General features: G+C 60.1%; 19 protein-coding genes. 7 read left to right on the top strand and 12 right to left on the bottom strand.

The annotated features are described in order from the left end of the window. Positions 1-54: 54 nt before the first annotated feature. Complete coding sequence (locus DW211_RS03655; protein ID WP_118259269.1) at positions 55-909, bottom strand: bifunctional 5,10-methylenetetrahydrofolate dehydrogenase/5,10-methenyltetrahydrofolate cyclohydrolase; 855 nt, start codon at positions 907-909, stop codon at positions 55-57. 2 nt (positions 910-911) lie between these two features. Beyond that, positions 912-1544, bottom strand: a complete 633-nt coding sequence (locus tag DW211_RS03650) for a cyclodeaminase/cyclohydrolase family protein (RefSeq protein WP_158568478.1) — start codon at positions 1542-1544, stop codon at positions 912-914. 376 nt (positions 1545-1920) lie between these two features. On the opposite strand from DW211_RS03650, the gene DW211_RS03645 reads away from it, so the two are divergent. The 3 genes from DW211_RS03645 to DW211_RS03635 all read left to right on the top strand — a co-directional run bounded on the left by DW211_RS03645 (position 1921) and on the right by DW211_RS03635 (position 6136). Continuing rightward, positions 1921-2520: a hypothetical protein gene (locus DW211_RS03645; RefSeq protein WP_147357235.1), complete on the top strand. Its 600-nt coding sequence runs from the start codon at positions 1921-1923 to the stop codon at positions 2518-2520. A gap of 231 nt (positions 2521-2751) precedes the next feature. Next, a complete protein-coding gene (locus tag DW211_RS03640) occupies positions 2752-3345 on the top strand; it encodes a hypothetical protein (protein ID WP_118259264.1) in 594 nt (197 codons plus the stop codon). 304 nt (positions 3346-3649) lie between these two features. Further along, the gene (locus tag DW211_RS03635; protein ID WP_118259263.1) at positions 3650-6136 is read left to right on the top strand and encodes a phosphatidylinositol-specific phospholipase C; all 2487 of its coding nucleotides are present in this window, start codon (positions 3650-3652) and stop codon (positions 6134-6136) included. Between the two features lie 95 nt (positions 6137-6231). Here the strand turns inward: DW211_RS03635 and DW211_RS03630 are convergent, their stop codons facing one another. Beyond that, complete coding sequence (locus DW211_RS03630) at positions 6232-6501, bottom strand: hypothetical protein (RefSeq protein ID WP_147357234.1); 270 nt, start codon at positions 6499-6501, stop codon at positions 6232-6234. Positions 6502-6704: 203 nt separating this feature from the next. On the opposite strand from DW211_RS03630, the gene DW211_RS03625 reads away from it, so the two are divergent. From DW211_RS03625 to DW211_RS03615, 3 genes are all read left to right on the top strand, one after another. Next, on the top strand, positions 6705-7718 hold the full coding sequence (locus tag DW211_RS03625; RefSeq protein WP_148334027.1) for a YhcG family protein: 1014 nt from the start codon (positions 6705-6707) through the stop codon (positions 7716-7718). A gap of 63 nt (positions 7719-7781) precedes the next feature. Continuing rightward, the gene (locus tag DW211_RS03620; RefSeq protein WP_118259257.1) at positions 7782-8570 is read left to right on the top strand and encodes an ADP-ribosylglycohydrolase family protein; all 789 of its coding nucleotides are present in this window, start codon (positions 7782-7784) and stop codon (positions 8568-8570) included. A 32-nt stretch (positions 8571-8602) separates the two neighbouring features. After that, positions 8603-8824, top strand: coding sequence for a hypothetical protein (locus DW211_RS03615; protein WP_118259255.1), 222 nt, complete (start codon positions 8603-8605; stop codon positions 8822-8824). Between the two features lie 509 nt (positions 8825-9333). Here the strand turns inward: DW211_RS03615 and DW211_RS10425 are convergent. The 3 genes from DW211_RS10425 to DW211_RS03605 all read right to left on the bottom strand — a co-directional run bounded on the left by DW211_RS10425 (position 9334) and on the right by DW211_RS03605 (position 11256). Then, complete coding sequence (locus tag DW211_RS10425; protein ID WP_118259253.1) at positions 9334-9504, bottom strand: SHOCT domain-containing protein; 171 nt, start codon at positions 9502-9504, stop codon at positions 9334-9336. Beyond that, complete coding sequence (locus DW211_RS10110; protein WP_158568477.1) at positions 9431-9802, bottom strand: DUF1499 domain-containing protein; 372 nt, start codon at positions 9800-9802, stop codon at positions 9431-9433. The genes DW211_RS10425 and DW211_RS10110 overlap by 74 nt, the downstream gene beginning before the upstream one ends. 116 nt (positions 9803-9918) lie before the next feature. Next, positions 9919-11256, bottom strand: coding sequence for a hypothetical protein (locus DW211_RS03605; RefSeq protein ID WP_118259251.1), 1338 nt, complete (start codon positions 11254-11256; stop codon positions 9919-9921). A gap of 218 nt (positions 11257-11474) precedes the next feature. Here DW211_RS03605 and DW211_RS03600 point away from each other — a divergent pair, with 218 nt between their 5' ends. Next, complete coding sequence (locus tag DW211_RS03600) at positions 11475-12656, top strand: cation diffusion facilitator family transporter (RefSeq protein ID WP_118094763.1); 1182 nt, start codon at positions 11475-11477, stop codon at positions 12654-12656. Between the two features lie 12 nt (positions 12657-12668). Here DW211_RS03600 and DW211_RS03595 read toward each other — a convergent pair whose 3' ends face one another. The 6 genes from DW211_RS03595 to DW211_RS03570 form a co-directional block, all read right to left on the bottom strand. Next, positions 12669-13658, bottom strand: coding sequence for a hypothetical protein (locus tag DW211_RS03595; protein ID WP_118259249.1), 990 nt, complete (start codon positions 13656-13658; stop codon positions 12669-12671). A gap of 180 nt (positions 13659-13838) precedes the next feature. Continuing rightward, complete coding sequence (locus tag DW211_RS03590) at positions 13839-15506, bottom strand: formate--tetrahydrofolate ligase (RefSeq protein WP_118259247.1); 1668 nt, start codon at positions 15504-15506, stop codon at positions 13839-13841. Positions 15507-15652: 146 nt separating this feature from the next. Further along, positions 15653-16720 carry a Holliday junction branch migration DNA helicase RuvB gene (ruvB, locus tag DW211_RS03585; RefSeq protein ID WP_118259245.1) on the bottom strand — a complete coding sequence of 356 codons (1068 nt, stop codon included), beginning with the start codon at positions 16718-16720 and terminating at the stop codon, positions 15653-15655. After that, positions 16720-17340 (bottom strand): Holliday junction branch migration protein RuvA, encoded by a 621-nt coding sequence (gene ruvA / locus DW211_RS03580; protein WP_117735947.1) that lies wholly within the window; start codon positions 17338-17340, stop codon positions 16720-16722. Before ruvA ends, ruvB begins: the two co-directional genes overlap by 1 nt. Further along, complete coding sequence (gene ruvC / locus DW211_RS03575; protein ID WP_035137351.1) at positions 17340-17861, bottom strand: crossover junction endodeoxyribonuclease RuvC; 522 nt, start codon at positions 17859-17861, stop codon at positions 17340-17342. Before ruvC ends, ruvA begins: the two co-directional genes overlap by 1 nt. Before the next feature lie 242 nt (positions 17862-18103). Further along, positions 18104-20089 carry a hypothetical protein gene (locus DW211_RS03570; protein WP_118259243.1) on the bottom strand — a complete coding sequence of 662 codons (1986 nt, stop codon included), beginning with the start codon at positions 20087-20089 and terminating at the stop codon, positions 18104-18106. Positions 20090-20148 lie beyond the last annotated feature (59 nt).

The raw sequence follows: 20148 nt of genomic DNA, 5'->3' as shown, positions 1-20148 counted from the left end.
CTTCGGCACAAAAAGGGCGAAACCACGGCCTCGGCAGCCCTTGTGGTCAAAAACCTATTTCGATGCGCGCTCGGCCGCCTCGATCACGTGTTTGGCGAGGATCGCCGTCGTCACAGCGCCCACGCCGCCCGGCACGGGCGTGATGGCGTTAACAACCGGCTCCGCAGCATCAAAATCGACGTCCCCGACCAGCTTGCCAGCGGCCTCGTCCCAATTAATGCCAACATCGATGATCGTCTGGCCCTCGCGAACCGCATCCACGCCAATCGTACGCGCGCGTCCAACGGCGGCAACCACAATGTCGGCAGCACGGCACTCGGCAGCAAGGTCGCGCGTATGCGTATGGCACGTCGTCACGGTCGCATTGCGCGCCGTAAGCATGGCGGCAACAGGACGCCCGATCACCAGCGAGCGCCCGACCACAGCAACCTTAGCTCCATCCAGCTCAACGCCGTAATGATCCAGCAAAGCAAGCACGGCTTCGGCTGTGCAGGGGGCAAAACCCTCGCCGCGCCCCGAAAGCGTGGTGAGCAGCGAAGCCGGCGTCATAGAGTCAACGTCCTTGCCAGGATCGAGCGCTGCGGCAACCGCGTCCTCGTCAAGGCCGGCGGGCAGCGGGCGGAACATCAGGCAGCCATGAACAGACGAATCGGTATTGATGTCCTCGATGGCCGTCAACAGCTCGTCCTGCGAAACATCGGCGGGAAGCAAAATGCGGCGAGCTTCAATGCCAACCTTCTCGCAGCGCTTGAGCGCACCGCGCTCGTAGGACAGGTCGTCCTCGCGCTCGCCCACGCGAACGATGGCCAGCGTCGGCACAACGCCGCGCTCACGCAAAGCCACGCAGCGAGCAGCAAGTTCCTCAGTCAAAGCGCGAGCAACGGGGGCACCCTTCAGCAGTTCAGCCATGGCTATCCTCTCTTCCTTGCAGCGTCGGCGGCGCGGCGCGCCAGCGCATCGGCGCGCGGCAACCACGTGTCGAGCAACTCATCACACGCCGTCTCGAGCTCCTCAGCACGAGCGCGATCCTTCATAGACGTGGTGTTCGCAAAGAGCGTCAAGCTCGCGCCCTGCATAGCGGAACGGCAGAACACGGCGCCGCACGCCACATCGGACAGCAGCTGACGCGAACCCTTGTCGGCCATGTCCTCGAGCAGCGCCAGTGCACGCCCGCAGGCATCCATAATGCGATACGGCGGCATAGCGGCCACATGCAGCGCATCCTGAATCGCGATCGCTCGAGCCGGATCGTCACGCGGAATACCGTACGCCGCGGACACCTGCCCATAGGCACGAACGTCCTCGGCAACCAACTCGACAAGCTCCTGGGCCAGCTCATCAGCATGGGCAAACGCACGCGTCAGGTCATCCGCACGATCAGCAAGCGCGGGATTGGTCGCACCGTAGCGGGCAACCATTCCGCACAGCGAGGCGCCCAGCGCGCCCACAAAGGCGCTCGCGCTGCCACCGCCGGGAACCGGCTCGCGCGCGGCCAGCGCCTCGGCAAACCCGCGGCAGGTCTTGTCCATCATCTCTTGGCTCATACACATGCACCTTCAAGTCATATACATCGGTCGGGTGGCAACCGCCGACCGACCGCATCGATCACATAATGGTGCTAAGTCTAGCCCATAAGTACTCGAGCGTCAGCGCACCTGGCCATCGCGGATTACTATGACGAACGATAGGCGTCGGCACCGCAAACATGGGACACATGGCCCACCTTTCGAGACTTCCGGGCAGCGGCAACTGGGGCATACATATAGGTAAGGAGCCCTATGTTGGGGCAAGCTCATCACGGCACCGGACGACGAATGGAGGAATAACCGCACAGTAAACAAAGGCATCATGTGCATGCGTCACCGCTGCCCCAGCGATCCGCGGCACATGATGTCCCTGGCAGACAAGGAGGACGCCACCATGAAGAAAAAGACCCTATCGATCCTTTCCCTTTGCATCGCCCTCTTTGCCGCGTTTGCCCTTGTCGGCTGCGGCGGGAGCGCATCGGGCGGAGGCGGCAGCACCAAGAGCGAGAGCAAGGAAAAGGCCCCCGTCGCCAAGAAGACCGACTTTATCTGGTTTAAGGTCGAGATGCCCGCGGGCGTCGGCGTAAGCGACTCCGCCGGCAAGAATGCCGACAGGGTCCAGCTCACCTTCCCCGAAGACGAGAACGCCTCGGCCGATCGTTTTATCCCCGTTTGGAAAAAAGCGCTGACTGCCGAGGAATCCCACGCCGACCAGGCAGAAAAGAAAGGTGATACGTTCCAGTGGAAGGACAGCGGGTCCGTCGAGTATAACGGCAGGACGTGGCTCGTCGGAACGTACGAGGATGACAGCGGCGTCTCGACCCTCCTATTTACCGACGTTGAGCCGGGAAGCGTCTACGTCCTTATCTCAAACTTCGACCTGCACAAGAAAGAAGCCGAGGCGCTCCTCAACTCCATCGAATTCCCCGATGACATGGCGAAGGCGGTTTCCGAGGCACGCGAAGTTGAGATTTCGAACATCGAGATCAAGTAGTTGAATCCCGCACACGCCCGCGTACACGCACCCCATTAAAACAACGGGCACCTCATCCCGGGGAGAGCCGGCAGCACCGGCCCTCCCCTCTTTTGCGCCCGGGCATATTGCCACTTGTCGGCGCAAATCCGGCCCCCAGAATGGGACACATGGCCCACCCGAACGAGCCGCTCGCGCGTACAGTAAAGACAGGTAATCCATGGGCGGTTACAGACCGAGGAGGACACGACCATGAAAAAGAAGGCCTTTGCGATTCTCACCCTCTGCATCAGTCTCTTTGCCGCAGTTGCCCTGGCAGGCTGTGGTGGAAGCGGCGGCGCTGCCGGCAGCGGTGGGGGCGGCGGCGCAGAAAAGCCGGCCGTGGACATGAGGACCGACTTCATCTGGTTTAAGGTCGAGGTCCCGGAGGGCGTCGAGATCACCGACGTCGCAGGCGACACCGCCGACAGGGCCCAGTTTAAGTTCACCGAGAGCGAGCACGCCAGCGACCGCTTCATCCCTGTCTTCGACTCTGACAAGAACGCCGACGAGCTCTTCGACTACGAGGCAAAGTGGAAGGCCAACTCCGGATGGACCGAGAGCGATCCCGTTAAGTACAACGGCAAGACCTGGCGCAGCGCCTACTTTACGCACTCGGGCGGCGTGACGACCGAGTACTTCACCGACGTTGAGGGCGGCAGCGTCTACGTGCGCATCGACAACGTCGAGGAGCACAAGGACGCCGTCGAAGCCATGATGAAGTCCCTGGAATTTGCCGATGACATCGCCAAGGCCAAGACTGAGGCCATGGACGTTAAGCTCGACGATATCGAGATCAAGCGCTAAGCGACTGGCGAGCGCAACGGGAAACACGGGCGCAGCGCAAGCAAGCGACAGTGACCCAGCGCTTCGTACCAAGGGAGGGTCGGCTCACCGGCCCTCCCTTTCTTATGCCGGTAGCTGGTGAACGCGAGGATGCCGGACTCCAAAACTATCCCAAGCGCGCCAGTAGCACCAATAGACAGGCGCCTCAACATGTCCGCCCGCCGATTTATAGCGCCGCGCAGACAATTAAGCCAACACGTTTAGACATCTGGACGGTATAGTTACCAAAATGAGTGCATAACCGCACCCTGCGAATGGAGGAGTTATGACCGAACATCATGCCATCAGTCGTCGAGCATTTACGCTGGGCCTTGGACTCGCGGCGTTGTCGCCGCTTGCAAGCCTGCCCGAAACCGCGGGATTGGGCCATCCCATGCGCGCGGCATTTGCAGAAGACACGCCCACATCAGCGGTCAACCTCGACAAGTTCGTCATTCGCCTTCGCCCCGCGGGCTATTTTCGCACCGCGAGCGTCAACGAAGACGGCAACTTCAAGGGCAACGTCTGCCATCTGTTTAACGACGGCACGTCCAGCAAGCTCATCCTTGAGCACGTAGGGACCGATACAGATAATAGAAATTGGTATGCCATCCGCACCCTGCTCAATTTCGAAGAGCACAAGAAGACGGGCTACAGCATTTGGTCGGTCGATGGCGACTCGGACAAAGATGGAAAGGTCATCCACGTATGGAGTGGCGAGCATGACGACAAGCCCAGCCGCTCTTTTGCGTTCGATCGCCAGCAAAACGGAACCTACATCATCCGAGACCGCACGGTCGAGAAAGAAACCGAGAAAAAAGACATTAAGTACCTGGCAATAGAAAAGGACGGCAAAGACCAGGACAACAATAAGATCTGCCATAAGAGTAAGAGCATTCCGTGGGAGCTCGAACTTGTCGGCTACAGCATGGACAAGACCAATGCCACAGTTAGCAGTATCGACTGGACCACGTATAGCAGCTACGTCGACGGACCATGTTGGATGAGCCACGTCGATGGCAGCAAGTACCTCGACGAGCTGAGCATCCCGGGAACTCACGATTCGGGCACCTGCAGCGTCGACAACGACACCGAGCCCCAAACCTCGCTTGCAAAGTGCCAGCAGGATTACATCCCCACGCAGTTGCTCGAAGGCATTCGCTATTTTGATATCCGACTTGGAAAGAACGACAAGAACGGCGACCCCGGCATCGATCATGGAATATGCTACGTGCTCAAAAAAGACGGGGGCTATATGCAGCTCTCCAATGTCATCGGTTACTTCAAAACATTTTTGAACGAACACCCGTCAGAAGCGCTCATCATGCTTGTGTCACGAGGCAACGACGAAGCTACCGACGAAAGCGTTACGACGGCTTTCGCCAATGTTATGGGCAATAACTCCGATCTGTTCTATACGTCGAGCCATGTCCCCACACTGAACGAGGTGCGCGGAAAGATCGTCCTGCTGCGTCGATTTAAACTCGCCGGCGACAGCGTAGACGGCCACACGTGGGGCCTCGACCTCACCGAATGGGACGACAAAATCAAGGTGCATTCCGGAAAGTCCATGTGCCTCGTCCAAGACGCGCGAGGCTTTGAGGCTACGGGCAATACAGGCGACAAAGAGCCCTATTGCACCAAGGTATATGCCCAAGACCATTACAGCTGCACGGGATCCAGTAAGATCGACTGGGTCGATATGGCCTTGAAGGCAGCGACCGAACTCAAACGTAACTCCGTAGATGTCCCTGCCGCGGACGGGACAACGGCGCAGGCAACGGAGCGCTGCTGGTTTATCAACTACACGAGCTGCACGCAAAACAACCCTTTTACCGCAGCGCGAGTGGTCGACGAGCACCTGTACAAGAGCTCGTATATAAACAATACCGGAGTTGAGGGCACAAAAGAGGACTGCAGTAAGCACATTGGCATCATCGCATCCGACTTTGTTGATGCGGCACTGGCACGAAGCATCTACCAGCGCAATTACAACGATGCGCAGCACAAGCAGACCGTTTCGTGCTATCTCCCGACCCGCATGCGCATGACGTATGGCGACTCGCTGAGCGATGCCTCGCTCCAGGATGGCAAGACCGTTGGCGAGGGCCATTTCCGCCTTGTCGACAGCAGCAACGTACTCAACGTGGCGGCTTCGGGCCATGCGTTTGCCATCGAATATGTGGATGTCGACGCCTTGGGCAACAAGACCGTTACGGGGCTGCAGGGTTCCGTGCCCATCGATATCGACCCGCGCGCGCTGACGCCCCATTTTGAGGGGCTCGAGGGCCTTAAGGCCGGCGAGGACGTGCGCGCCAAGATCACGGCGCTGCTCGACGGCAAGCTCGAAACCGATGCCTGCACGGCCCAGCTCGAGTTTGTGCACGACGCGAACGGCGCTCCGGGCACGGCAATGGCCGAGGGCGAAACATTTGCCGCAGGGACGTACTGGGTGCGCGCGAAAGGCCTTTTGGGCGACGCGGCGCAAAACTACAAGCTCGCTAATGACGGAGCCGCGAGCTTTACCGTGACGGCTTCGGGCAACGCAGGCGCTACGGACACCGGCGACGGCAACGGCAACGGCACCAACGCAGGCGGCGCCGACAAGAACGACAAGGGCAACAAGCGCAAGGGCTCAGGCGAAAAGCTTGCCGGCACAGGCGACGGCTCTGGCATCGCCGCCGGGCTCGCCGCCGCCGCCGTGGCGACGACAGTCGCTGGCGCAGCGATGCTTGCAAATGACCGCGAAAACGCTGAGGACGATAGCGAATAGACAAGCCGACCCTTTTGACACATCGACTCGACGAGGGGCGCAGGACACCGTTCTGCGCCCCCCATTTTTTACCTTGGCCCGAACGCCGCCATAGGCTACATCACCATATTCAGCGCGTTAACAAACTCCTGGGCCTTCGCACGACTGCTTAGGCTAAAAACACAAGCAGTCAACAGCCTGTTACGTAGGAAAACGTCGCGGCCTTTGATTCTATTGACGCCCGTAATGTCCTTAAGATAGACAATCTCGGTGTGCTTGCCGCCGAAAGAGCCCTTCTTGAGCACCTCAATGCGGTTAGGGTAGATCTTGACGTCTTTAAACCTACCCGAACCCTTGTCCTGAAACAGCAGCGTGTTGTTGTCCATACGCATCGCTCTCATGGTTAGAGTTAAAACTGCCTTCACCATCACATTCTAGTCGCCGCAAACCCTTTTCGCGATCGCGCTCAGAGCACTGGAATCCGTGTCCGCACGAGGCTTTAAACTAAAGACAATAAAGATGCACTCCTCAAGAGGAAAGTCGGGCGATATTGATGGATGAACTGGTAAACCGCGGGGAATCGGCAATCGTGCCAGAAGTTCTTTACAAGCAGGTTTCCTCGATTCTCAACGCCGCTCGCAACAAGGCCTATACCGCCGTTAACTTTGCGATGGTTGAGGCATATTGGGAGATCGGCAAGAGCATTGTTGATGAGCAGGGCGGAGAGGAGCGCGCCAAGTATGGCGATGCACTGATCGACGAACTTGCCGTTAGATTGACTAAGGATTTTGGCAGAGGCTTCAACGCCAGAAGCTTAAGATACATGCGTCAGTTTTATCTTGCGTTCCCAATTCGGAACGCGCTGCGTTCCGAATTGAATTGGACACATTACCGCAGGTTATCGCGTATAACCGACCCTGATGCTCGAACATGGTACATGAACGAATGTGCCGATTCTCGCTGGAGCACGCGTCAGCTCGAGCGCCAGATCAACACCATGTTCCGCGAGCGCCTGCTTGTCAGCAAGGACAAGGAGGCCGTCACCCAGGAAATCCAAAAGAGCGCCCCGGCTCGTCGCCCCGAGGATATCATCCGCGACCCATATGTGCTGGAGTTTTTAGGTTTCTCGGACGATACTGCGTTTCGCGAGAGCGATCTAGAGCAGGCGCTCATCACGCATCTTCAGAAGTTCCTGCTGGAGCTTGGCCGTGGTTTCGCTTTCGAGGCGCGCCAAAGGCGCATCACCTTTGATGGGCGCCATTTCTATATTGACCTTGTGTTTTACAACTATCTGATGCGCTGCTTCGTGCTCATCGACCTTAAGACGGACGATCTTACGCACCAGGACCTGGGCCAGATGCAAATGTATATGAACTACTACACGCGCGAGCTCATGAACGAAGGCGACAATCCGCCCATAGGCATCGTGCTCTGCGCGGACAAAAGCGATTCGATCGTCGAGTACACGCTGCCCGAAGACAACGACCAAGTGTTTGCCGCCAAATACCTGCCGTATCTTCCAAGCAAGGAAGAGCTGGCGCGCGAGCTGAGTGCCGAGTACCGCGCCATCAACGAAGCGACTAATGGCGAAGCGCAAGGGTAGCGGCACGTTGCGACCGATACCCCCGACGGCGCTCCACATCACCCGGGATAAGAGGAGCTTTCCATGACAGACAGACCGAAAACAACACTGCGCGACTGCATCTATGGGTTTGCCGTCGGTGACGCGCTGGGCGTTCCCTACGAGTTCAGGCCCCGCGGTACGTTCGAATGCACGGACATGATCGGCTACGGCACGCATGGGCAACCCGCCGGCACCTGGAGCGACGACGCATCTATGACGCTTGCTACCTGCGACTCGATTAGGGAGCTCGGGCACATCGACACCGCGGACATGCGCGACAAGTTCGTAAGCTGGATTGCCCGTGGCGAGTATACGATCGACGGCGTTTTCGATTACGGCGGTACGACCGCCCGCGCCCTGCGCACCGGCAAAGGAGGCTCCGGCGAGCGCGACAACGGCAACGGATCGCTCATGCGCATCGCTCCCCTGGCGTTCACCGATGCGACAGACGAAGAGGTCAGCAAGGTCTCCGCGATTACGCACGCCCACAGAACGTCGACCGACGCATGCATCATATTTGTCGAGCTGATGAGGGATGTGATGAACGACGTGCTCCCCTCGTGGGCGCTCCATCTGAAAGGCGTGCCTGAGCAGGAGATCAGGTCGGGTGGCTTCGTGCGCGACACGCTTAAGGCAGCCACCTGGTGTTTCGTCAACACTAACAGCTACGAAGATTGCGTGCTTGCCGCCGTCAACCTAGGCGACGACACCGACACCACCGCAGCCGTCGCCGGCGCCCTCGCCGGCACGGCATACGGTCTCAAAGCCATCCCACAGGAGTGGATCGACACTCTGCGCGGCAAAGAGCTGATTGAGAGCTGCCTGTTTTAAGGCGCCATTCAAGAAATAAGGCAGGAGGCATCATGGAGAGGAAGATCGCAAATATAGACGAGTTCCAAGTGGACGAAAACGGGATTCCGCTATTTCCAGTAGGACTGAAGGAGGAAGCCAGCCTCTATGTCTTCCCCGACGGGCGTTACCTCCCCTGCGGGGTCTACAGGACCGCGGACGGCGGTTCGATCATTTATGAGCCATCCGAACTAAGCTTCTTCGGGCAGATGCTTGCTCAATTCAAAGAGAACTAGAGGCTTGATTGCCCGTTAGATCGACACTGCTCAAAACCAGGGGGCAGGCTATCCTCCACCGCGGCCCGTGAGGTAGAATTATGCCTGCCGCGGAATCCGCCTGCGGGCAACGCTCTAATCTCTGATTGGGGTGAAGCCTATGAACTTGTTTCTTGAAATCCTGCGCCTCTCGATGTATGTAACCGGCATCGTCCGGAACCTCTACTCGATCTGGCGGGAATATAAGCAGTAACGGATAGCGAAGGGAGTCATGCAAAGGGCCGGTTGCACCCGGCCCTTTAGACGATAATACCTGCGTTGCCCGCGCTTCCAAAGTTGACCGACTGAGGAGCGGGTTCCGCGGCACATCCTGATTTTACCCAGTGGCAAGGCTCTTTTACAGCCGTTCCACCGTTTATTTACATCTGCCAATCAAGACGAGACTACTACGCACCTTTATTACACACGATGTTTTCAGCCTGGTATAAACAAGTTCAATAATAGAATGCAAATCCAACCATCATGTCTGATTACGAAAGGATTTTTGCCTTTTCTGCAGCAAACTCTTCCTCGGTAAGTACTCCACTCTCACACAGTGCTGCAAGCCTCTCAAGCCTTGCAACTACATCAACCACTATCCGCCAGCGTCTCAATAGTCCGTGAAACCTGCGGATACCGCTCGAGCTCCTTCGATAGGGCATCGACTATCTCGGCAATATTCTTTGCATTTTTGCCCCCGTTTAATACGTTTGCCCTGACCTTAGATGACGACTTGACAGTAACGCCAGATCCGCCTTCAACTGGAACAACCGAAATACTGATATTTTCGCCCCAAGACCAAAGGCTCATACCAATCTCGGCTGCAACTGTTCTTGTTGTGGGCGATGCACTATCAACTTTTACTTTAGGCAGCTTTTCCATAGCTGCCTTCAAGGCATTAAACGTGTCGTCAGGAGAATACGGTACCTGAAGCTGAAGCTGCTGATCCGCAAAACCCATAATCTGGCCTCCGCTTCTTACAAGATTAAGGCTATCGGCAATGGTAGCACGTTCCCAGCAGTCTTAAGTTCGTCTCATGACCTTGCGATGCAGCCCGACGCCCCGGCACCACTCCCCTACTTACCAAAAATCGCAGCGAACAATCCCTTGCGTTTGGGCTTTTCTTCTCGGTAAGAACCCTCGGCGACCGCTGCCACCTGATGCTGCTGCTCGCCGCCTCCACGGCGCACGATCTGGTACAGAAACGGCGACTTAACGTATTTGACCTCGATGGGCGTGGCGTGCACGGTGCTCTCGCCGGACAGATGCAGGCTCGGGTTGAGCGGTGCCACCACATGCGTCTCGCGCTTGTCGCTAAACACCACCGCGGCCGCGCGGCCCGTCTGGCCGTTCACAGCGATGCGCACTTGCTCGCCGTCGCGGCTGTCCGTCGCCGGACGATCGACAAAGTAGACCGGCACCATCACCAGACCGTCCTTATGCTTGCGGGCCTTGCGCGCCCAGGTTCGGATGCTCTTTTTATTGAGCCCAAGCACTGCCTCGGCATCGTTGCCGACAATGTCGAGCGCCAACTTATCAATGACCACTTGGTCCTTGGTAGACGCATCGACGGAGACAACGCGAAAGTCACCTTCCTGCATGGCCGGGTCAAACGGCCCAACCTTGGCAAAGTCCCACGGCTCCAAAATGCCCATAAGGCGAACATCCAGATAGTTTGCCCGCGGATACGCCCAGTCGAGCACCTCGTAGTACACCAGGGTTTCCTTGCTCAGGCCCTTGCCCGGGAAGCTCGCCATCATACGCAGGTCCGCCAGCGCCATGGGGAAATAGAAGAGCATCATGTCGTTTTGGATTGCGTCTTCCACCTCGTGCCCGGCAAAGGCATCCGGGTACTGGCGCACCAGCTGCAGTGCGTTGGCACGTGCCTGCTGCGGTGAGATTTCGCAGGGAATACCCTGCTCCGGCACATACTCCGCACCCACGCCCATGGTCAGACGTTTGCTAAACGTACCGGGCTTGAGCAGGTCGGCAATGCCGATCTTGTTGCCGCAGGACGGGCACTCAAACACACGCTGCGTTGACTCGCCCTCAAAGGACGCTCCGCAGAAGGGGCAAGGAATGCTCACATGCGTGGCCTCTTGGAACTCCTGCGCCGTGCCGCGATCCTCCCACAGCAGATGTTCCAGGACCGACTGATTGCGCCAGTGCGAATTGAAGAAATACCAGTCCGGGTCCTCCGGGCGCTCGAGTTGCGACACATGCGTGAGCTTGAGCAGTCCATCCACCACCGTCAACGGCGTATGGCGAATGCCCAAAGCGCTCTTGGGCTCTCCGGCGTCCGCCTGCCACGGAATGACCGCGCCGCAATAGGCGCACTCAAAGCTGCGCTTAGCCTGGTGCGAGTACATAGGGCCGCCGCAGTTTTGACATTTAATGGCAAACATCTCGTCCATGGAAACGTCCTCCTTTGCACAGGGGCTATCGACGTTAAGTATGTCGAGCAAACAGGCACATGCCCATACCCATGTGGCCCAAAATGGACCACCCAGGCAGACGAGAAGGCCCGCTCGTTAGCACCGGCAGACCATTACTGCATTTTCTGAGCATCGGTGCACAGCGCCTCCGCGCGAGCTACACTATCCCCTTAAACATGATTGTGAGGACGACCGCTATGCTATTTGTAAATCGGCTGGTACATACGCTTGTTCCCGGCAGCGAGGGCGAGCCGGTCGATACCTCCTGCCGCACCAACGCGGGCTTCGCCGCAAGCCTCATCTGCATTGGCCTCAACGTCACTCTGTGCCTGGCCAAGGGCATCGCGGGCCTGCTCGCCGGCTCTGTCTCGCTCATCGCCGACGCCTTCAACAACCTCTCCGACGCCTCGAGCAACATCGTGAGCCTGCTCGGGTTCCGCCTTGCCAGCCGCCCGGCAGACGAAGGCCACCCCTATGGCCACGGTCGCTACGAGTACCTAGCCGGTCTGTTCGTCGCCGTCCTGGTTTGCGCCGTCGGCATCAACCTGATCCTCGAGTCGGTCACTAAGATCATCAAGCCTTCCCCCACTGCATATTCGGTGCTCTCCTTAGCCGCCCTCGTCTTGTCCATGCTCGTTAAGCTCTGGATGGCCGCGTTCAACCGCACGTTGGGCGACCGCATCGACTCAGAGACGCTCATCGCCACAGCACAGGACTCCAAAAACGACGTCATCACCTCGGGCTCGGTCCTGGTGGCGGCGCTTATTTCGCAGACGACCGGCTTTGACCTCGATGGCTGGGCAGGCCTGGGTGTGGGCATCTTCATCTGCATCAGCGGCCTGGGCCTGGTGCGCGACGCCATCAGCCCGCTGTTAGGACAAGCGCCCGACCCCAAGCTCGTCCAGGAAATCCGCGACAGGATTATGTCGTACCCCCAGGTCTTGGGCACACACGACCTCATGGTGCACGACTACGGCCCCGGTCGTCAGTTTGCCAGCGCCCACGTGGAGATGCCCGGCGAGGGCGACGCATTTGAGCACCACGAGATTTTGGACACCATCGAGCACGATATCAAACGGCAGATGGGCATCGGTATCACGCTGCACTGCGACCCCATCGCCACCACCGGCGACGACCTACGCGGCTGGGTCAAGCGCGGCGTCATGCAGATCGACCCCGCGCTCTCCATCCACGACCTGCACGAGCACGACGGGTTCGTTTCGCTTGACCTGGTGCGTCCCGACGGCTTTGACATATCCGACGAGGAGCTGCTGGAGCTCGTCACGCGCATCGTGCACGAGCGCCGGCCCGACGTCTCGTGCGTCGTCACGTTTGATTCGGGCTTTAGCTCGCCCGAGCGTCCGGCCGAGCAACTGTAGCCCGCTTAACAGCTAGTTTCCCTGCGCGCCCGAGATGCCGTTTTGCAGTGCGTTCCAGGCATCCGTCGCCATATCACCCAGGTTCTGAGCGGTGTCGCCTAGGTTCTGCGCCGTATCGCCCAGCTCTTGCGCCTTGTCTCCCAACTCCTGTGCCTTGTTGCTCAAGTCCTCCAGCGTATTGGAGCTCGAGCTGTCGGTACCGCTTTGGCCGTCGGACGAGTTGCCCGAGCTGTTCTTGTGCGTGAGTTGAATTTCGAGGTTGCCGCTGTCGTTATAGTAAGCAGAAGTAACGACCCAGTTGGCATCGATGACGGGCGTTGAGCCATCATCAGTCAGGACCACGGCATTCGAAAGATTGGCGCCGCGCGACTTGAGAAGTTTCTTGGCGTTGGACCAGTACTGCCCCGGGATATCGCTCAGATCGACGGTGCTAGACGAGGCGGACTCGGTTTGCTCGGCAGCGGTATCGGCCGTTGAACTCCCTCGCTTGTTGAGCATGCCCGACACAATGGCAAACACAACCGAGAGAGCAAAGAAGATCGCCAACACGATGAGGATCTTCTTGATCACGCTCGACGAACGCGACGGCTTCTTCTCCTCGTCCTCGCCATATTGCGGTATCGACTTGGGGTACTCGCGATACGGCTCGCGCGACTCGTAGCGAGGCTGCGCCGTGCGAGGCATATACGTCGTCTGCTGAGGCTGCGGAATGGGATTCTGCGGCAGGTCATCATAGGGATTCGGTGTCGAGGCGGCATAAGAATCCTGCGGCGCGTAATCAAACGGGTCCGGAGCTGCGTTGCCATAGGGGCCTTGCGAAGATGCAGCGCAAGAATCCTGCGCCGAGTCGCCATAGCCCATAACCCGGGTGGGCTCGGCAGAAGGCTGTGTCGCGGCGGGGTCGGTATAACCGGGGTTAGGAACAACGCGGGTCGCATCGGCGCTATCGCCAGCCTGCGCGGAACCGTAGCCGCCCATCACGGTTGTCTTGTCCTGATCCATGCAACGATTCCTTTCCGTCGCTCGTGAGCATCAAGTTATCCATGCATTCTACCCGCGCAAAAGCCTGTGATGGGCAAAGGCCGTCGGTATCTACAAGACATGCGCGGGCCTAAGGATCAAAAAGCCCCGCCGGGCCTTGGTAGGCGCGACGGGGCGGGCAAGCGGCTATGAGCAGCAGGCTTAGAACAAGCCGGTGATGTTGCCGTCGTTATCGACGTCGATGTTCTCGGCCGCGGGAACCTTGGGCAGGCCCGGCATGGTCAGAACGCTACCGGTCAGCGCGACCACAAAGTGGGCACCGGCGGAAACCTTGAGCTCGCGCACCGTGATGCGGAAGCCCTCGGGAGCGCCCAGCGCCTTGGCGTTGTCGCTAAAGCTGTACTGGGTCTTGGCCACGCACACCGGCAGGTTGCCAAAGCCGTTCTCGCGCAGCTCGGCGAGCTGGCGCCTGGCAGCCGGCGTAAAGTCAACGCCGTCGGCGCGGTAGACCTTGGTAGCAACGGCCTCGAGGGCGTCGGCCACATCGGCACCGTCCTCGTAGGCAAACTTGAGCTCGCTCGGCTGCTCAATCAGACGCATGACCTCATCGGCCAGATCGAGCGCGCCCTCGCCGCCCTTGGCCCAGACCTCGGACAGCTTCACATTGACGCCCAGCTTCTGGCACTCGGACTCGATGAGCTCGAGCTCGGCCTCGGTGTCCGTCGGGAAGCGGTTGATGGCGACCACACAGGGCAGACCGTAGACGTTCTGGATGTTGTCGACGTGACGCAGCAGGTTGGGCATGCCAGCCTTGAGTGCCTCGAGGTTCTCCTCGTTGAGGTCGGCCTTGGCGACGCCACCGTTGTACTTCAGCGCACGAGCGGTCGCGACGACCACGACGGCGCTGGGGCGAACGCCCGTCATGCGGCACTTAATGTCGAGGAACTTCTCGGCGCCCAGATCGGCACCGAAGCCGGCCTCGGTAATGGCAACATCGCCAAAACGCATGGCCATACGCGTGGCCATGATAGAGTTGCAGCCGTGGGCGATATTGGCGAAGGGACCGCCGTGGACAAACGCGGGCGTACCCTCGAGCGTCTGCACCAGATTGGGCTTGAGCGCATCCTTGAGCAGTGCGGCCATAGCTCCCTGGGCCTTAAGGTCGCGTGCGCGGACGGGCTCGCCGGCATAGCTGTAGCCGACAACAATCTCGCCCAAGCGCTCCTTAAGATCGTTGATGCTCGTGGACAGGCACAGGATCGCCATGACCTCGGAGGCAACGGTGATATCGAAGCCGTCCTCGCGCGGCACGCCCTGGGCCTTGCCGCCAATACCGTCGATGACATGGCGCAGCTGACGGTCGTTCATGTCGACGACGCGCTTCCAGGTGATGCGCTTAACATCGATACCGAGTTGGTTGCCCTGCTGAATATGGTTGTCGAGCATGGCTGCCAGCAGGTTGTTGGCGGCACCAATAGCATGGAAGTCGCCGGTAAAGTGCAGGTTGATGTCCTCCATGGGGATGACCTGGGCCCAACCGCCACCGGCGGCACCGCCCTTCACACCAAACACGGGACCGAGCGAAGGCTCGCGCAGGGCCACGGCGCTCTTGACGCCGCGGCGACGCAGGCCGTCGGCCAGGCCGATGGTCGTGGTGGTCTTGCCCTCGCCTGCGGGCGTGGGATTGATAGCGGTCACGAGGACGAGCTTGGCCTGGTGATCGGTCGGCTCGTTGAGCAGAGAGTAGTCGACCTTAGCCTTGTCGAAGCCGTACGGAATCAGGTGCTTTACGTCGACACCGGCGTTCTTGGCCACCTCGGTAATGGGCAGCGGTGTGACGGAACGTGCGATTTCGATGTCAGTAGGCATGGACGGTCCTTTCGTTACCGGATGAGAAAAAGACCAATTCAGCATAGCACGGGCGCGCAATAGTAAAGCACCCGCAACCGACAAACGGCGATATGTTTATCCAATGCTCAGCGATAGCCTACAGATGCGCTAAAACAAGCCCATTCCTACAGGGTTGGCTCAATACCCAAATGCTCGAATGTGCGCAGGGTTGCCTGGCGACCCTGCGGTGTACGAATCATCAAGCCGCACTGCAGCAGATAAGGCTCATAGACATCCTCGAGCGTCCCCGGGTCCTCGCCCACCGCGCTGGCAAGCGTCGTCAGGCCCACGGCACGGCCGGAGAACGTCTTGGCGAGTGTCTCCAAAATGCGAATATCCATCCAGTCCAGACCAAGCTCATCGATCTCAAAGAACTCGAGCGCCTGACGGCAGATATCGAGCTCGATGGGGCCGTTGCCGCGCACCTGCGCGTAGTCGCGCACGCGCTTGAGAAGACGGTTGGCAAGACGCGGCGTACCACGCGAACGCGAGCCGATCTCGAGTGCGCTGGAATGGTCGATCGTCACGCCCAGAATGGTCGCCGAGCGTGTCACGATCTGAGCGAGCTCCTCGACCGTGTAGTAATCCAGGCGATACGAGATGCCAAAGCGGTCGCGCAATGGGCCGGTCAACATGCCCGAGCGAGTCGTTGCCGCCACCAGCGTGAACTTGGGGATATCCAGGCGAATCGAGCGCGCCGCCGGACCCTTGCCGATCACGATATCGAGCGCAAAGTCCTCCATCGCGGGATACAGAACTTCCTCGACCGAACGGTTAAGGCGGTGGATCTCGTCGATAAACAGCACGTCACCCGGCTGCAGGTTAGTCAGAATGGCCGCCAGGTCGCCGGTGCGCGCGATGGCCGGACCGCTCGTCGTCTTGATCTGAGCGCCCAGCTCGTTGGCGATAACCGTAGCCAGCGTGGTCTTACCCAGACCCGGAGGGCCCGAGAAGATCACGTGGTCGAGCGTCTCGCCACGGCTCTGCGCGGCCTCAATCAGCACGCGAAGGCTCTGTTTGATGTGCTCCTGACCGCAGTAGTCATCCAAGCGCTGGGGGCGCAGGGTACGGTCGACATCGAGGTCCTCGGGCGTCAGCTCCGAGCCCACCATGCGCTCACCGTGCGCCATGGATGCCGCCGGCGAGCTGCCGGGCGTCGCCCACAGGTCCTGAGAGTCATCGGCTTCCCACATCACGCATCCATTCCAAGTCGCTTAAGCGCCGCGCCGAGCAGATCCTCGACACGCATATTCTGCCCATCATACCCGCTCAGGGCAACATCGGTCTCCTGCGGGCTAAAGCCCATGGAAAGGAGTGCTGCACGGGCGTCATCGATCGCCGAAGGAGCGGCGGCGGGCACGGGCATCGCAACCTGTCCGGGAATCACGTCGACCGGAACAAAGCCCTTGTCCTTGGCAAAGGTGCTCTTGAGCTCCAGAATCAGACGCTGCGCGGTCTTTTTGCCCACACCGGGAACCTTGGCCATACCCTTGTCGTCCTCGGCCATTACCAGGGAATACAGCTGGCCCACGGTATAGGTGGAGAGCACGGCAAGCGCCAGGCGCGGACCGACACCCGAGACGGACACGAGCCGATCGAACATCGTGCGCTCGTCCTTGGAGGCAAAGCCAAAGAGCGTCATGGCGTCCTCACGCACCTGCATACGGGTATAGAGGCGAACTTCGCCGCCGGGTGTGGGCAACGTGGCGGCAGTGCTGCCCGAAATGCCGAGCTCAAAGCCCACGCCCGATACATCGACAACGGCCGAGCTCATCGTGGCCTCGACAAGCGTTCCATGGAGCTGGGAGATCATCAGTATCCGGTTCCTCTCTGTTGATAGAACTCGCCGCCGGTAAGCGCCCGGGTGCGGCTGAGGTTAACGTGGCAGATGGCGCAAGCCAGAGCATCGGCGGCATGGTCGGGATGCGGGTCGTGATCGAGCTGTGTGAGCGTACGCACCATGTAGGCGACCTGTCGCTTGTCCGCGGCACCGGTGCCCACCACGGCCTGTTTGATCTGCATGGGCGTGTATTCGCCAATCTCGAGCGCGCACTCCGAAAGCGCCACGAGCGCAGCACCGCGGGCATGCGCCGTGGGGATGGCCGAGCGAACGTTGGCGCCAAAGTAAATGCTCTCGATAGCAGCGGTATCGGGTCGATAACGCTCCACGACACCCTTGAGGTCGCGGGCGATATGCGACAGGCGCACCGCGAGCGGGCTGCCCGCGCTGGTCTCGATGCAACCGTAGGCACGGCAACGAACCTCGCCACGCCGCTCCTCGATAATCCCCCAACCCGTATGGGCCAAACCAGGGTCGATACCCAAAATGACCAAGCCAACCTCCCCTCGCCACAAGCACAGCGCAAGACAAGGCCCCGCGCATCATTCACGAACGTCTGTTCTAGAATAACACAACGCTAGCTCCATAAGTCAGCCGAGATCGAATTGTAGGTTGAGCATACGCAAGCGAGCGCCCGCCAGAGCGAGCAAGGTGCCTTGAAAGAGGAGGGCATTGACCTTGCGGTCATGCCCGACGATTGAAAGGCAGATTGCCGCTCTGGCGGGCGCGCAGCGACCTAGTTCTGTGAGAAGAACGGGAACTGCCTCGGATCCACCGGTGGATGCGACATCGGCGTGCCCTGGGGCCCGCCCTGCGGTCCGCCCTGGCCGCCCATCATCTTGTCGATGGCGTCCTGGACCTCGCCCTCAAACCGCTTCATGCCCTCATGCAGACGACGCTGACCGTCCTCGGAGCGCAGCTCTTCCATCTGCTCGGGTGAAATACCCAACAGCTCGCCCAACAGGCCCATCATCTCGCCGCGCATACGGTCACTCGTATCGTCGTCGGCAAAGCGTCGCACCTCGGCGCGCGCAAGCGAATCAACCGTCATGCGCTCCTTGCCGTTGAGCCCCAGATCGGACCACGCAAGCATGTACGGCCAGGAGCGCTCGGCAAACGAACGGGACGAAACGATCGGCGCCGTCGGCAACATGCGGCGGGCAGCCTCACCCTGTCGAACGAGCATCAGCAGCAGCGAGCAGGCCTCAGGCTTGCCAGCGGCCATCGGGATGTCGTCGAAAGATCGATTGCGGTCCACGTGCGCCTCAAGCGCGCCATCGATCTCACCCGGCTCGACCCCGCCGAGCAGCTGTGCCGCGCGGTCGAGCATATCGACCGGACCGTCGAGCGTCGAGAGCGCCTGCGCCAGCACGCGCTCCATACAATCTTCCACCGCGTTGAGCGTCACGAGCTCTTGGGGCACCACGGCAGACGCGCGGTTGCGCACACGCGCCACAAACTCAAGCGTCGACAGGTACACATCGCCAAAGGGCGCGTAATCTCCCTGGTAGCCGCCGCAAAGCGCCGGCGCCGCCAGCGCGTACTCGGTTTTGGACAGCGGACTCAACGTCATCGCACCCAGCTCGAGCGCCGTATCCTCCAGCATGAGGCCCAGCGTGCGAGAGCGCAGGCGCTCGGCGTCGCCCGCCGACACATCGCGGTCGAGCACGCGCGCGGCATCCGGCGCATCGCGCTCAACCGTGCGAATATGCAGGCGCTCGGCAATGGCGCGAACGGCGGCACAGCGAGCAGCCTCGGCCTCCTCCTGCGCCGGCGTAAAGATGCGGTTGCGCCCCAGCACCAGGCCAATCACATTACGTGGGCCCAGAGCGTCGACGGCCAGCGCCGCCAGCAGGGACGACGGCAAGTCGCCCTCGAGTGCCACCACGGCGCGCGACGCACCGTGGGCCCGGGCGTTGTCGCGCACGGCGAGCACCAGCGCCTGCCACAGCCACTCCTCGGAACGGAACTCGGGCAGTTCGTGATCTTCCAGGGCATCGAGCATCACGCCGCGCTGAATCTCCTGAACCAGCAGGCTCTCCTCAAAACACGGCGCTTGGGCCACCACGCGGCCGCAGTCGTCGAGCACAAACGAACCGCCGGTATACACCGACTCGTCATAGGCACCGACCGGCGCCATACAGGCAAACCACACGCTGCGCTTGGATGCGATCTTGCGGTAGGCGCCGCTGCGAACGGCGGCAATGGCGGCAGTCTCGCGGTCGGTTATGTCAAACGCATTGAATTGGAAATACGCAATGAGGTCAACACCGGTCGGCAACATCTCGAGTTCGCGGTCCAAGTCAAAAATCACGGCGATGCGCACGCCGTCCACGTCGAACACCGGCGGCGCCCAACGCGTGTCGTTGTTCTCGCCACGCTGCAGGGCAATGCTCGAACGCGCCGGCACCACATGACCGTCCTTGAGCATCATGTAGTCGAGCAGCGGCTGACCCTCAAACGAAACCGCCGCGGGCACGATGCAGATCATGTCAAGCTCCTGGATGCGCTCGGCGACACCAGTCAAGCCGGCAAGCATGTCGTGCTCAAAGTCGGCAGCGCCCACCAGGCCACCGGGCATGGCGCCCATAAAGAGCGGAGCCGGAACGCACAGCACGCGCGCCCCGCGCTCGTGGGCCAGACGAGCCTGGTCCTCGATGCGGCCGCAAATGCCCTCAATATCACCCAGGCGCATATCGATCTGTGCAAGCGCGAGCTTCATGGCTCAGCCCTTTCCATCGTAAACCATCGAAATCGTAGTAAAAGCGCCGGCCGCATGAT

Source organism: Collinsella sp. AM18-10, from assembly GCF_003471585.1.
In the GTDB taxonomy this organism is placed as follows: Bacteria; Actinomycetota; Coriobacteriia; order Coriobacteriales; family Coriobacteriaceae; genus Collinsella.
This window is presented reverse-complemented; position numbering and strand designations above follow the sequence as displayed.